10 protein-coding genes and 1 tRNA gene are annotated in these 14,790 nt (G+C 61.0%); 5 read left to right on the top strand and 6 right to left on the bottom strand.

What is annotated here, in order from left to right:
* The 5 genes from tuf to ACR0P8_RS06750 all read right to left on the bottom strand — a co-directional run.
* Positions 1-1,016 (bottom strand): elongation factor Tu (gene tuf / locus ACR0P8_RS06770; RefSeq protein WP_432624369.1); only part of this gene is annotated, 1,016 nt, incomplete at its 3' end.
* A gap of 168 nt (positions 1,017-1,184) precedes the next feature.
* Entirely contained in the window at positions 1,185-3,314 is a 2,130-nt protein-coding gene (gene fusA, locus ACR0P8_RS06765; RefSeq protein WP_432624368.1) for an elongation factor G, read from the bottom strand.
* Positions 3,315-3,344: 30 nt separating this feature from the next.
* Entirely contained in the window at positions 3,345-3,815 is a 471-nt protein-coding gene (rpsG, locus tag ACR0P8_RS06760) for a 30S ribosomal protein S7 (protein ID WP_003836460.1), read from the bottom strand.
* Positions 3,816-3,820: 5 nt separating this feature from the next.
* Positions 3,821-4,192, bottom strand: coding sequence for a 30S ribosomal protein S12 (gene rpsL, locus ACR0P8_RS06755; protein WP_003808601.1), 372 nt, complete (start codon positions 4,190-4,192; stop codon positions 3,821-3,823).
* Positions 4,193-4,934: 742 nt separating this feature from the next.
* The gene (locus ACR0P8_RS06750) at positions 4,935-5,993 is read right to left on the bottom strand and encodes a bile acid:sodium symporter family protein (protein ID WP_432624367.1); all 1,059 of its coding nucleotides are present in this window, start codon (positions 5,991-5,993) and stop codon (positions 4,935-4,937) included.
* 263 nt (positions 5,994-6,256) lie between these two features.
* On the opposite strand from ACR0P8_RS06750, the gene ACR0P8_RS06745 reads away from it, so the two are divergent.
* Together ACR0P8_RS06745 and ACR0P8_RS06740 are read left to right on the top strand one after the other, a co-directional pair.
* A tRNA-His gene (locus tag ACR0P8_RS06745) sits at positions 6,257-6,329 on the top strand.
* Between the two features lie 100 nt (positions 6,330-6,429).
* On the top strand, positions 6,430-7,455 hold the full coding sequence (locus ACR0P8_RS06740; protein ID WP_432624366.1) for a threonine aldolase family protein: 1,026 nt from the start codon (positions 6,430-6,432) through the stop codon (positions 7,453-7,455).
* A 51-nt stretch (positions 7,456-7,506) separates the two neighbouring features.
* On the opposite strand, the gene ACR0P8_RS06735 is transcribed toward ACR0P8_RS06740, so the two are convergent.
* Positions 7,507-8,682 (bottom strand): glycosyltransferase, encoded by a 1,176-nt coding sequence (locus ACR0P8_RS06735; protein WP_432624365.1) that lies wholly within the window; start codon positions 8,680-8,682, stop codon positions 7,507-7,509.
* Between the two features lie 26 nt (positions 8,683-8,708).
* Between ACR0P8_RS06735 and purT the strand changes: the two genes are divergently transcribed.
* The 3 genes from purT to ACR0P8_RS06720 all read left to right on the top strand — a co-directional run bounded on the left by purT (position 8,709) and on the right by ACR0P8_RS06720 (position 14,731).
* On the top strand, positions 8,709-9,962 hold the full coding sequence (gene purT, locus ACR0P8_RS06730) for a formate-dependent phosphoribosylglycinamide formyltransferase (RefSeq protein ID WP_432624364.1): 1,254 nt from the start codon (positions 8,709-8,711) through the stop codon (positions 9,960-9,962).
* Between the two features lie 135 nt (positions 9,963-10,097).
* Positions 10,098-10,850 carry a phosphoribosylaminoimidazolesuccinocarboxamide synthase gene (purC, locus tag ACR0P8_RS06725; RefSeq protein ID WP_432624363.1) on the top strand — a complete coding sequence of 251 codons (753 nt, stop codon included), beginning with the start codon at positions 10,098-10,100 and terminating at the stop codon, positions 10,848-10,850.
* A gap of 146 nt (positions 10,851-10,996) precedes the next feature.
* Positions 10,997-14,731 carry a phosphoribosylformylglycinamidine synthase gene (locus tag ACR0P8_RS06720; protein WP_432624362.1) on the top strand — a complete coding sequence of 1,245 codons (3,735 nt, stop codon included), beginning with the start codon at positions 10,997-10,999 and terminating at the stop codon, positions 14,729-14,731.
* Positions 14,732-14,790: the final 59 nt, after the last annotated feature.

The raw sequence follows: 14,790 nt of genomic DNA, 5'->3' as shown, positions 1-14,790 counted from the left end.
CGGAAGTAGAACTGCGGACGGTAGTTGGAGAAGAACGGCGAGTGACGGCCGCCTTCGTCCTTGGTCAGCACGTAGACTTCGCCCTCGAACTTGGTGTGCGGGGTCACGGAGCCCGGAGCAGCCAGAACCTGGCCACGCTCGACCTGGTCACGGTTGATGCCACGGAGCAGCAGACCGGTGTTGTCGCCAGCCTCGCACTCGTCCATCTGCTTGTGGAAGGTCTCGATGGAGGTGACGGTGGTGGTCTGGGTCGGACGAATGCCGACGATCTCGACGTTGGAGTTGACCGGGAGCTTACCACGCTCGACACGGCCGGTCACCACGGTGCCACGGCCGGAGATGGTGAAGACATCCTCGATCGGCATCAGGAACGGCTTGTCCAGATCGTGGACCGGGGTCGGGATATACTCGTCGACGGCGTCCATGAGCTTCTTGATCTGCTCAACCCACTTCTCGTGGTCCGGAGCGTCATCGTGCAGTGCGCCGTAAGCGGACACGTGGATGACCGGGCAGTCGCGATCGAAGCCGTTTTCGTCGAGGAGGTCACGGACCTCTTCCTCAACGAGCTCGATGAGCTCTTCGTCATCGACCATATCGCACTTGTTCAGAGCGACGAGGATCTTCGGAACGCCAACCTGACGAGCGAGCAGGACGTGCTCGCGGGTCTGGGCCATCGGGCCGTCGGTGGCGGCCACAACGAGGATGGCGCCATCCATCTGAGCGGCGCCGGTGATCATGTTCTTCACGAAGTCGGCGTGGCCCGGGCAGTCGACGTGAGCGTAGTGACGCTTCTCGGTCTGGTACTCGATGTGGGCGATGTTGATGGTGATACCGCGGGCGGCCTCTTCCGGAGCGGAATCGATCTGGTTGAAGTCATACTCCGGGTTCACATCCGGGTACTCCTCGTGCAGCACCTTGGAGATAGCTGCGGTCAGAGTGGTCTTGCCGTGATCGACGTGGCCGATGGTACCAATGTTAACGTGCGGCTTAGTACGCTCGTACTTTTCCTTTGCCATGTGTTTGTCCTCCTGGACGTCTCGTAGTAAGCCTTGAACTCATTTCAAGGCACTCGCTACATTTTACTGGGTTTGACGGGTTTGTGCCACTTTGGAGCCCGAACCCAGTCAGCGCTACAAAATACTAGCGCTGACTGGAGACAGTTTCCACTTCAGTGGCGGCGCGTGTCACTCGCCGCGCTGGGCCTTGATGATCTCCTCGGAGACGTTCTTCGGAACCTCTGCGTAGGAGTCCATCTGCATGGTGAACATTGCGCGGCCCTGGGTCTTGGAACGAAGATCGCCGATGTAGCCGAACATCTCGGACAGCGGGACCTTGGCGTCGATGACCTTGACACCGGTGGAGTCGGTCATGGACTGGATGGAACCACGACGTGCGTTGATGTCGCCCATCACATCGCCCATGTACTCTTCCGGAGTACGCACTTCCACGGCCATGATCGGCTCGAGGATGACCGGCTTGGCCTTCGGGGCAGCTTCCTTGAAGCACATGGAACCTGCGATCTTGAAGGCCATTTCGGAGGAATCGACATCATGGACCTGACCGTCGGTGACGGTAGCCTTGACGCCAACCACCGGGAAGCCAGCGAGGATGCCGGATTCCATGGCTTCCTGCACGCCAGCATCGATGGAAGGAATGAATTCCTTGGTGATGTGGCCGCCGGTGACCTCGTTGACGAACTCGTAGGTCTCGCCGTTCTCGGTGTCGAGCGGCTCGAAGTTCATCAGGACCTTTGCGAACTGGCCGGAACCACCAGTCTGCTTCTTGTGCGTGTATTCCTGGTTCATGACGGCCTTGCGGATCGTCTCGCGGTATGCAACCTGCGGGTTACCGACGTTGCACTCCACCTTGAACTCACGACGCATACGGTCGACGATGATGTCGAGCTGCAGCTCGCCCATGCCGGAGATCAGGGTCTGACCGGACTCTTCGTCGGTCTTCACCTGGAAGGTCGGATCCTCGTCAGAGAGCTTCGCCAGAGCGATGCTCATCTTCTCCTGGTCGGCCTTGGTCTTCGGTTCCACGGCCACCTCGATCACCGGATCAGGGAAGGTCATGGATTCGAGGGAGATCGGAGCCTTCTCGTCGCACAGGGTATCACCGGTGGTGACGTTCTTCAGGCCCACGAAGGTGTAGATGTTGCCGGCTTCGGCGGCATCCACCGGGTTCTCCTTGTCGGCGTGCATCTGGAAGATCTTGCCGACGCGTTCCTTCTTCTCCTTGGTGGAGTCGAGGACGGTGTCGCCCGGCTTGACGGAGCCGGAGTACACACGCACGAACACGAGCTTGCCGTAGAACGGGTGGGTGGAGATCTTGAAGACCAGTGCGGAGAACGGATCGTCGGTGGTCGGCTTGCGGTCGATCTCGACGGACTCGTCCTGCGGGTCGAAACCGACGATGGACGGCACGTCCTCCGGGCTCGGCAGGTAGTCGACAACGGCATCCAGCATCGGCTGCACGCCCTTGTCCTTGAAGGCGGAGCCGCAGAGCACCGGGTAGGCCTCACGGTTGATGGTGAGCTTGCGGATGCCCGCGCGGATCTCGTCCTCGGTCAGTTCGCCGGACTCGAGGTACTTCTCGAGCAGCTCCTCGTCGGATTCCGCGACCTGGTCCAGCAGCTCGGAACGATACTGCTCGGCCTTGTCCTGCAGATCGGCCGGGATGTCGACGGTGTCGTAGTGAGCACCCATATCATCCTTGACGTCGTTCCAGACGTAGGCCTTCATGCGGATCAGGTCGACGACGCCTGCGAAGTCGTTCTCAGCACCGATAGGCAGCTGCACGACGAGCGGGGTCGCACCCAGCTTCTTCTTGATGGTGTCGACGGAGTAGTAGAAGTCGGCGCCGAGCTTATCCATCTTGTTGATGAAGCAGATACGCGGGACACCGTACTTGTCGGCCTGACGCCACACGGTCTCGGACTGCGGCTCCACGCCTTCCTTGCCATCGAACACGGCGACAGCACCGTCGAGCACTCGCAGGGAGCGCTCCACCTCGGCCGTGAAGTCCACGTGGCCAGGGGTATCGATGATGTTGATCTGGAACTTGTCCTTCACGTCGTGGGTCTGACGATTCCAGAAGCAGGTGGTGGCTGCGGACTGGATGGTGATGCCGCGCTCCTGCTCCTGAGCCATGAAGTCCATCGTCGAGGCGCCATCATGGGTCTCGCCGATCTTGTAGTTCTTGCCGGTGTAGTACAGGATACGTTCGGTGGTGGTGGTCTTACCAGCATCGATATGAGCCATGATGCCGATGTTACGGATCTGGTTCAGATTAGTAAGCACGTCTAGTGCCATGAGTGTTCCTTAACTCTCGTTCTTGACTAATTACCAGCGGTAATGAGCGAAGGCCTTGTTGGCCTCTGCCATCTTGTGAGTATCCTCGCGGCGCTTGACAGAAGCACCGAGGCCGTTGGAGGCGTCGAGGATTTCGTTGGCCAGACGCTCGGCCATGGTCTTCTCGCGACGGGCGCGGGAGAAGTCGGTGAGCCAGCGCAGGGACAGGGTGTTGGCGCGGGCCGGCTTCACCTCGACCGGGACCTGATAGGTAGCGCCACCGACGCGGCGGGAGCGAACCTCGAGGGACGGACGAATGTTGTCCAGAGCGCGCTTGAGAACGGCGACCGGCTCCTGGTCGGTCTTCTCCTTGACCATATCGAGGGCGCTGTAGACGATGTCCTCAGCGATCGACTTCTTGCCGTCAAGCAGAATCTTGTTGATGAGCTGTGCCACAACGGTGGAACCGTAGATCGGATCCGGCAGCAGCTGATGCTTCTTGGAAGGTCCTTTACGTGACATATCTCTTACTTCGCCTTCTTTGCTCCGTACAGGGAACGACCCTGCTTGCGATCCTTCACACCCTGGGTATCGAGGGCGCCACGAACGATGTGGTAACGAACACCCGGCAGATCCTTGACACGGCCGCCGCGCACGAGCACGATGGAGTGCTCCTGCAGGTTGTGGCCCTCGCCCGGGATGTAAGCGGTGACTTCGACACCGGAGCTCAGGCGCACACGGGCAACCTTACGCAGTGCCGAGTTCGGCTTCTTCGGGGTGGTGGTGTAAACACGGGTGCACACGCCGCGACGCAGCGGGCTTCCCTTCAGTGCCAAAGTCTTGGACTTCTTCGGCTTTGCCTGGCGTCCCTTACGGACGAGCTGTTCAATAGTAGGCAACTTGAATTCTCCGATTCAGTGGTTTCTTTTGGTTTCGTGTGACCGCCGCACTGCACCCACACTCCAACGACATGAATCGTAGAGATAGCCACAGTCCACCGGCCCGATGGCCCATCACTCTCCCACCGCCGCATTGCTGCGCGTGATTCAATCGAGTTCCGGGATATCCCAACCCACACGCCTGTCACATAAGGCATGCCGTTGGCACACACGAATTACCAGTATACGGATCAGTCGGACAACAACATGTCACCCGTGTCGCAGTCGACATCGCCCTATAAATCACATTTCACATTCAAAAAAGTGGCTCCGACGTCATCCCGACGTCGGAGCCACCAAATCCTCACGCGCCACCTTGCGCGTATCGTTCGTTTTCTCGATTCTGCATTCCCGTCATAAATCGTGCGGCCCGGCATCCTCGCCGTACAACCTGTGCCGCCCTCTCGAATCGCTATCTTCAATTATCTTGAAGGCGTTGCGCATGGGCCTCACGGCCATCGGCGCTTCGTTGCGACCTGACGAATCCTCGACCGATCCGCAACTCCGGCCTTCACTTTCAGTATACATCAAAACGAACATTTAGCAAGTTCGAAACAGCCCGCAAACCCAATATTTCCAATACCTCAGTCCATTACTGTTCAAAATAACAAAACCGCACATCATCACGCTAAAACCAATCACAACGCAACAGTCCCTGAACCGTTCTGCACGGTTCAGGGACTGCGGACACATCAACGACCGACTAGTCGTCGACAGGCACCTTGGCACCCTTATCGACAGCCACGGCAGTGGAATCCTTGGTCGCGGACCCCTTCTCGCCATTGTCAGAATCCGGATGGATCTGATGCTTGTCATCATGCTCACGCCACCAGCTGGACAGCACCGAACCGGAGATGTTGTGCCACACGCTGAAGAACGTGGACGGCACGGCGGCCAGCGGATTGGAAGCGAACGAGCTCAAAGCCAGCGTGGCGCCCAAAGCGGAATCCTGCATGCCGACCTCGAAGGTGATGGCCTTCTGCTGGGCGTAACGGAAGCCCTTTGGATACACCTTGTACATAAGCTTCGAGAAGCCGAAGCCCAATGCGTATCCACACAGATTGTGCAGGATGACCACCGGGATGGCGAGCAGCGAAGAGGCCACGAACAGCTTCGGGCCATTGGCCGCCACCACAACGCCGATGATGAGCAGGATGGCCACCTGGGAGACGATGGGCAGCGCCACCGTAACCTTTTCGATCTTTTCCTTGAAGATCGCATGGCAGATCACACCAAGCGCGATCGGGAAAAGCACGACCTTGACCGCGTTCAGGAACAGGGACTGAACCGGAACGGTCACATACTGGGAGGCAAGCCACTGCATCAGCAACGGAATCATGAACGGCGCGCACAGCGTGGACAGGATGCCGATGGACACGTCAAGAGCCACATCGCCACGGCTCAGATAGCTCATCACGTTGGACGAAGTGCCGGACGGGCAGCAACCGACCAGAATCACGCCGACGGCGAGCGGCCCATCAAGGCGGAAGATCCAGCACAGCAGCACAGCCACCAATGGCATAATCACAAAATGAGCCACCGTGCCGACGATGACCATCAGCGGCTGGGTCAGGATACGCTTGAAATCGTCAAGCGTCAGCGTCAGACCCATACCGAACAGCACGATGCCCAGGAAATAGCCGGTGTAGGACTTGCCCCACAGACTGGTCTGCGGCACGAAATAGTTGAAAACCGCCCACACGATCACAATCAGGGTGAACCATTTGGTGAGCCAATCACCAAAGGCTTTGACCTTCTGCATTGTTCCTCTCTCTTTCTCATATGCCACCGTCTTCCGTTCCGGAAAACAAACGGGGCCGGCAATCCGCCGACCCCGTTGTGACATCTTCAGTTGAAATCGCTTATAAGCTACGCAATAGCCCATCGGACGCGTAACACACTGTTCACATAATGAACGTGCGGGAATGCCAGAGCATGGAAATACGCAACACGCCGATGAGCACATCTCCGGAAAATCGTGTATAGTATTCACCTGTTGCGCTTCCACATGGAAGTGAGAACATGGTGGCTATAGCTCAGTTGGTAGAGCATCTGATTGTGGTTCAGAAGGTCGCGCGTTCGAGCCGCGTTAGCCACCCAGCAAGAAAAACCTCGGAAATCGTCCGAGGTTTTTTGCTATCCACGGCATTCCACCAATCAGCATGTTTCTAATCATGCGACAACAGGAGGCTACGCGCATGCTGTCTTTCGAAAACGATTATTCCTGCGCCGCGACCCCGGAAATCATCTCCCGTCTCGCCGAAACCGCACACAACCAATATCCCGGTTACGGCAGCGACGACGTCTGCGCAAGCGCGAAAGCCAAAATCCGGCAGGCATGCGGCCGCCCCGACGCCGAGGTCTTCTTCCTGGTCGGAGGCACACAGACCAATCAGGTCATCATCGATTCCATCACCCCTCAGTATGCCGGCGTGGTTGCGGCGAACACCGGCCATGTGAATGTGCACGAGGCCGGAGCCATCGAATCGACCGGCCACAAGGTGCTCACCCTCCCCCACCATGACGGCAAAATCGATGCGAAGGAACTCGACTCGTACTGCGAGACGTTCTACGCGGACGGCAACTACACGCACATGGTGTTCCCCGGCTGCGTGTACATCTCGCAATCCACCGAATACGGCATGTTGTACTCGTTGGCCGAACTCGAGGCGATCCGCGAGGTCTGCACGAAATACGACATGCCGCTGTTCATCGACGGCGCGCGGCTCGGCTACGCGCTCACGGCGACCGGAAACGACGTGACGCTCGCGGACATCGCGAGACTCGCCGACGTCTTCTACATAGGCGGCACCAAGGTGGGTGCGATGTTCGGCGAGGCCGTGGTGTTCACGCATGGCAACATGCCGAAGCATTTCGTGACGCTTGTCAAGCGGCATGGCGCGCTGCTGGCCAAGGGCTGGCTGCTGGGACTGCAATTCGACACGCTCTTCACCGATGACCTGTACCTGCGCATCTCCCGCCATGCCAATGAGGCGGCGGACCGCATCCGCGCGGTGCTGACGGAACGCGGATACACGCTGACGTTCGACGCGCCCACCAATCAGATCTTCATCACGCTCGACAACGAGACCTCCGAACGACTGCAGCGTCACGTGCGTCTCGGTTTCATGGAGAAGGCCGACGACGCGCATACCGTGATGCGCATCTGCACCAGCTGGGCGACCACGGACAAGCAGGTGGAGCAGCTGATAGCGCTGCTGTAAAACGGCAACAGAATCCGACGGTCGCCTTTGACCGCCTTTGATCGCCGGCAATCAGCGCTGGTTGTCGGCGATCGCCTCCCGTTCCATCTCTACGAACTTGCGGACGGACGATTCGACCGAATAGTTGGTCTTCGTATGTTCGGCATAGGTGGCGCCCCACTGCGAGAGCTGCGCCGGATGGTCGATCCACCAATCGATACGACGGGCGAGCGCGTCGACGTCTCTCACAGGGAATAACGATTCGTCCAGCAACGCGAACTGGCTGGCAGCGCTCAACGTCGACGAGGCGATCACCGGCACCAGACCGGCCGCCATGCCTTCGATGACGCTCACCGATTCAAGATCGGCTATCGACGGATGCACCAGCAAATCGCCGGAACGCAGAAGCGCCGGCATATCCGCGTTCTTATGGAAGCCAATCGAGGCGGGACGGGCCAACAGACGGTCGGCCATGCGCTGAAGCTTCTTCTTGAGCGGACCGGTACCGGCGATCGTCAGTTCGATGTCCTGCGCGTGCCGGCAGCGGGCAATCGCTCGAATCAGCGCGACATGGTTCTTCTCGTTCGTGAGCCTGCCCGACGCGACGATACGGAACGGCACCGGCGCCGACTCGTCTGCCTCACGCTGGCGTTTCGCGGTGAACCGTGATTCATAGCCATTGGAGATGACATGCAGCTTCGACTTGTAGCCGTGCGAACGCAATAGGCTCGCTCCCAGTTCCGTCGGCACATGCACGTGTCCGATCTTGCGGTACAGCCACATGTCGAACAGCCAGTAGATGAACGAATCGATGCCCGGGATGTATTTCAACGGACCGGCGGAATACGTGATGTTCTCCGGCTGCACATGGTATCCGGCGGTGACGGCTATGCCCATCTGCTTGGCGATTTTGCAGGCGTGCTGTCCGAATCGGAACGGCGTATAGATATGCACCACGTCCACGCCGTCGAACGCCTTGCGGAACAGCGTGTCGCTCGGCTCGGCGAACTGCATCTGCTGCTTCTTGGCCACCCAGCTGACCAGCGGCACATGGTTGACGCGTGCCGGATATTCGGGCGCTCCGATGCCCACGAGACGGACATGATGGCCTTGGCGCTCCAATTCCTGGGCCCATTGCAACGCCGAATTGGAGGTTCCATTGCCCCGGTTTCCCGACGTGTCGACCACCATGGCGATGGTCAGGGGGCGTTGCGTTTCGTTCTTCTCAATCTCGGACATGCGTTCCATCCTACGCCGATGGCACAATAGGAGCCATGAACGAAGAGAATCGTGCCCTCGGCACTCCGCTTGGCAAGCATCCGACCCGTGTTCTGTTCCTTGGCTCCGGCGAGCTGGGCAAGGAAGTCACCATTGAACTGATGAGGCTCGGCGCATGGGTGTGCGCGGCCGATTCGTACGCGGGCGCGCCGGCCCAGCAGGTGGCCCACGAAGCCCGCGTGCTCGACATGGCCAACGCCACCGAACTGCGCGCGCTGTTCGACGAAATCAAACCGGACATCATCGTGCCGGAAGTCGAGGCGATCGCCACTTCGGAGCTCGCCGCCGCGGCGGAACATGGCGCGCAGGTTGTTCCGAGCGCCGAAATCGCAGCGATCTGCATGGATCGTGAACGTTTGCGCGTGCTTGCGCATGAGGAGCTTGGCCTGCCGACCACCCCGTACCGCTTCGCCGGTTCCTTGGAGGAGCTGCGCGCGGGCGCCGAAATCGTCGGTTATCCGTGCGTGGTCAAGCCGATCATGAGCTCTTCGGGCCATGGACAGTCCGTGGTGCGTTCCGCGGACGCTATCGACGCGGCCTGGACTGAAGCGCAGGAGGGCCGGCGCGCGCACGACGAAGGCGACGTCTCCCGCGTGATCGTGGAGGCGTTGGCACCGCTTGATTACGAGCTGACGGTGCTGACGGTCAGCTCCAGCGCCGGCATCGTGACATGCTCGCCAATCGGACAGCGTCAGGAAAGCGGTGACTATCGCGAATCTTGGCAACCTGCCTCCTTTACCCAAGGCGTGCTCACACAGGCGCAGCATATCGCCCGCACCGCCGTGGAAGGGCTGGTCGCGAAGGCCCAGGATTCCGGAGAGAAGGGCTGGGGCGTGTTCGGCGTGGAGCTGTTCGTGCTGACCGACGGTTCCGTGCTGTTCAACGAGGTCTCCCCCAGACCGCACGACACCGGCATGGTCACGATGATGTCCCAGCGATTGAGCGAGTTCGCGTTACATGCGCGCGCGATCCTCGGGCTGCCGGTCACGCAGGAGCATGTCGCGCTGTCGATTCCGGAAGGCACCGTCGCGGCGAGCCATGCGATCGTCGTCCAAGGAGATGGCGAAGCGGAATTCCACAACATCGCAGCCGCTTTGTCGGAACCCGGCACCGACCTGCGCATCTTCGCGAAACCGGAAGTGCACGGGCACCGCCGTATGGCCGTGGCCCTGGCCATCGGAAGCGACGCGGCCGACGCGCGCGCCAAAGCCGGGAACGTGGCCGAATCGCTCGAAATCGACGTCATCTGACGGACGGTCGGCGGATACCGGAGGAAGCCTGACGGAACGCGCCCGGAAACCGCGTCAATGTAGCCTCCCGTTGGTATCTTGTAACCGTCAAGTTCACCAAACTATCTACCTCCCAAACACCAGGAAAGGCGAGTAATGGAGAAGTTGGAGAAGCTCTACGAGGGCAAAGCCAAGCAACTGTACGCAACTGACGATCCGGAGGTCCTCTGGGTCGAATACAAGAACTCCGCTACCGCAGGTGACGGCGAGAAGAAGGAAGATTTCGCCGGCAAGGGCAGGCTGAACAACCTCATCACCACGCTGATCTTCGATCTGCTGAAGAAGCGCGGCATCGACAGCCATCTGGTGGCCCGCGTGGGCGAGACCTCCCAGCTGGTCAAGAAAGTCACCATGTTCCCGCTCGAGATCGTGCTGCGCAACACCGCGGCCGGCCACTTCTGCTCCCGTCTGGGCGTCGAAGAGGGCATCGAGCTCAAGGAGCCGGTGCTTGAATACTTCCTGAAGAACGACGAACTGCATGATCCGTTCGTGAACGACGACGATCTGGTGGCGCTCGGCGTGTGCACCCGCGAGGATCTGGCCGAGATCGCCCCGCTTGCCCGCCGCATCAACGAGGCACTGATCGAGATCTTCGCCAAGATCGACGTCAAGCTCGTGGACTTCAAGATCGAAATGGGCCGCACCTCCGACGGCACGCTGTTGCTCGCCGACGAGATCACCCCGGATTCCTGCCGCCTGTGGGATCAGCGCAACCATTCCGGCAAGGTCGAGCATCTCGACAAGGATCTGTTCCGCCGCGATCTGGGCGACATCATCCCCGCTTACGAGGAGATCGAAAGCCGTCTGGCCGGACTGGCCAAGTCCGAAGGCATCGAAGTCGCCGAATGACGTATGTGCAGCCCGCATCCGCAGTATCCGCTCGGATGCGGGCTGCGTCGTTTCGCATCCGTTTTCAGCATTCCAACGTTTCAACGTTTCCAAACGTTTTCCCATCAACCCGTTAATTTTCAAAGCCCCTTTCAAGGAGTTGACCCATGGTTTTTCGCGTATACGTGGAAAAGAAGCCGGGCTTCGACGTCGAGGCGCAGCAGCTCGCCAATGAGCTCAAGACCATCCTCGGCATCACGGCCCTGAAGAACGTTCGTCTCGTCAACCGCTACGACGTGGAAGGCATCAGCGAGGAGCTGTTCGCCAAGGCCACGCCGACCGTGTTCAGCGAGCCGCAGGTGGACAACGTGTCCGCCGACCTGCCCGATTTCGGCGGCGCCACCGTGTTCGCCGTGGAATACCTGCCCGGCCAGTTCGATCAGCGCGCGGATTCCGCCAGCGAATGCATCCAGCTGATCTCGCAGGGCGAGCGGCCGACCGTGCGTTCCGCCAAGGTGTACGCGCTGGAGGGCGAGCTGTCCGAAGCCGACGTCGAGGCCATCAAGCATTACGTGATCAACCCGGTGGAGGCCCGCGAGGCCTCGCTGGATGTGAAGACCACGCTCAAGACCCAGGTGCCGGTGCCCGGCAAGGTGGAGGTCATCGACGGCTTCCGCACGATGAGCGACGCGGACCTCGAACAGTTCATCGAGGACCGCGGCCTGGCCATGGATCTGGCCGACCTGCAGTTCTGCCGCGAGCATTTCACCGAGGAGCAGCGCGATCCGACGATCACCGAGATCAAGGTGATCGATACGTATTGGTCCGACCACTGCCGTCACACCACGTTCGGCACGCAGCTCGACGAAGTCCAGATCGACGACGCCACCGTCCAAGCCGCTTTCGACAAGTATCTTGAGATGCGCCACGAGCTGGGCCGCGACGCCAAGCCCGTGTGCCTGATGGATATGGGTACGATCGGCGCGAAGTGGCTCAAGAAGAACGGCATTCTGAAGAACCTCGACGAATCCGAGGAGATCAACGCCTGCACCGTCAAGGTGAAGGTGGATGTGAACGGCCACGACGAGGACTGGCTGTTCCTGTTCAAGAACGAGACCCACAACCATCCCACCGAGATCGAGCCGTTCGGTGGCGCGGCCACCTGCATCGGCGGCTGCATCCGCGACCCCCTGTCCGGCCGCTCCTACGTGTACCAGGCCATGCGCGTGACCGGCGCCGCCGACCCGACCGTACCGGTGTCCAAGACGCTTGAGGGCAAACTCCCCCAGCGCAAGCTCGTCACCACCGCCGCGGCGGGCTACTCCTCCTACGGCAACCAGATCGGTCTGGCCACCGGCCAGGTGGACGAGATCTACCACCCCGGCTATGTGGCCAAGCGCATGGAGGTGGGCGCGGTCGTGGCCGCCACTCCGGCCGATCACGTACGCCGCGAGACCCCAGCCCCGGGAGACAAGGTCATCCTGCTCGGCGGCCGTACCGGCCGTGACGGCATCGGCGGAGCAACCGGCGCATCCAAGGCGCACAACGTCGAATCGCTGGAGCTCGACGGCGCTGAGGTGCAGAAAGGCAACGCCCCCGTCGAACGCAAGCTGCAGCGTCTGTTCCGCCGCGGCGACGCATGCCGTCTGATCAAGCGCTGCAACGATTTCGGCGCCGGCGGCGTGTCCGTGGCCGTCGGCGAGCTGGCCGACGGCCTGTACGTGGACCTCAACAAGGTGTCGAAGAAGTACGAGGGTCTGGACGGCACCGAGCTGGCGATTTCCGAATCGCAGGAGCGCATGGCCGTCGACGTGGCCGCCGAGGACGTGGACGAGTTCCTGGGCTATGCCAGGGAGGAGAACCTCGAGGCCGAGGTCATCGCGACCGTGACCGAGGAGCCGCGCATGACGATGGTGTGGAACGGAGACACGATTGTGGATCTGTCCCGTGAATTCCTCGCCTCCAACGGCGCTCCGAAGCACCAGGTGGTGCACGTCGAGGCGCAGCACGGCTACGCCACCCCGTGGAAGACCGGCACCCTCGCCGAGCGCATGCACACCATGCTCACCGACCTGAACGTGGCCTCCAACAAGGGCCTTTCCGAGCGTTTCGACTCCACCATCGGCGCGGGCACCGTGCTCATGCCGTTCGGTGGCAGGAAGCAGCTGACCCCGAACATGGCCATGGTCGCCAAGCTGCCGGTGTTCGGCGAGACCACCACCGCATCCGCGATGGCATGGGGCTTCAACCCGTACATCATGGAGAAGAACCAGTTCACGGGCGCCTACCTGTCCGTGGTCGAATCGCTCTCGAAGCTGGTCGCCGCCGGCTTCGAGCATGAGAAGGCGTACCTGAGCTTCCAGGAGTACTTCGAGAAGCTGCGCGACGAGCCGAAACGTTGGGGCAAGCCGATGGCGGCCGTGCTGGGCGCTCTGATGGCCCAGGTGGATCTGGGCGCCGGCGCGATCGGCGGCAAGGACTCCATGTCCGGCACGTTCGAACAGCTGGACGTTCCGCCGACCCTGATCTCCTTCGCCGTGGCGGTGGGCAACATGAAGCGCGCCACCTCCCCCGAGTTCAAGGGCGCCGGCCACCGCGTGATCCGCATCGCACCGCATTACAAGGCCGATGGTCTCACCCCGGACAAGGATGGCCTGCTGGAGGCGTTCTCCGCAGTCGAGGAGCTTACCGATTTCGGCGACGCGCTGGCCGTGTCCACGCCGGGTTACGGCGCAAGTGCCGAGGCGATCTTCAAGATGACGGTCGGCAACCAGATCGGCGTGAAGCTGGCCGATGGCATCACCGTGGACGACCTGTTCGCCCCGGCCTACGGCTCCTTCATCATCGAGCTTGCTGACAACGCGAAGGTTCCGACCGTGTCCAACCTGGTCGAGGTCAGCGAGGTCGGCGAAACCACCGAGGACTATCAGTTCGTGGCCGCAGGCGAGACGCTGGATCTTGCCGAGCTGCAGGATGCCTGGGAAGGCGGTATCGAATCCGTGTTCCCGTACCGTTCCAAGGGCGAGGAGAAGGGCAAGACCGTCGAGACCGTGTCCTTCGAGGCTCCGAAGAAGACCGTGTACACCGGCACCGGCGTCGCCAAGCCGCACGTAATCATCCCCGTGTTCCCAGGCAACAACTGCGAATACGATTCCGCCGCCGCTTTCGAACGTGCGGGTGCCGACGTGAGCACGCTCATCGTGAACAACCTCACCCCCGCCGCAGTGGCCGAATCCACCAACGCGCTGGTCGAGGAGATCAGGAAGAGCCAGATCATCATGATCCCCGGCGGCTTCTCCGGTGGCGACGAGCCGGACGGCTCCGCCAAGTTCATCACCGCGTTCTTCCGCGCCCCGGCAGTGACCGAGGCCGTGCGCGACCTACTGAACAACCGCGACGGTCTGATGCTCGGCATCTGCAACGGTTTCCAGGCGCTCATCAAGCTTGGCCTGGTGCCGTACGGCGACATCGTGCCGATGACCGCCGAATGCCCGACGCTGACGTTCAACACCATCGGTCGCCACCAGAGCCGTCTGGTGCGCACCCGCGTGGCATCGAACCTCTCCCCGTGGCTCGCGAAGACCGAGGTGGGCGACATGCACACCATCGCCATCTCCCACGGTGAGGGTCGCTTCGTGGCTTCCGACGACGTGCTCGCCCAGCTCAAGGCCAACGGCCAGATCGCCACGCAGTATGTAGACGAGAGCGGCGTTCCCGGCATGGATCTGGACGTGAACCCGAACGGCTCGCTGCTGGCCATCGAAGGCATCACCAGCCCGGACGGCCGCGTGTTCGGCAAGATGGGCCACTCCGAGCGCTATAGCAACGGCACGTTCGTGAATGTGCCCGGCGAGAAGGACCAGCCACTGTTCGCAGCCGGCGTGGAGTACTTCGCCGCCTGACGCGTATGGTCGGCCTTATATAGACCGCCCATAACGCGACGAGGGGTGTGTTCGGAATT

Source organism: Bifidobacterium sp., assembly GCF_050874245.1.
Classification (GTDB): domain Bacteria; phylum Actinomycetota; class Actinomycetes; order Actinomycetales; family Bifidobacteriaceae; genus Bifidobacterium.
Note: the sequence above shows the minus strand (reverse complement) of the source record. Positions and strands in the feature narration are given on the sequence as shown.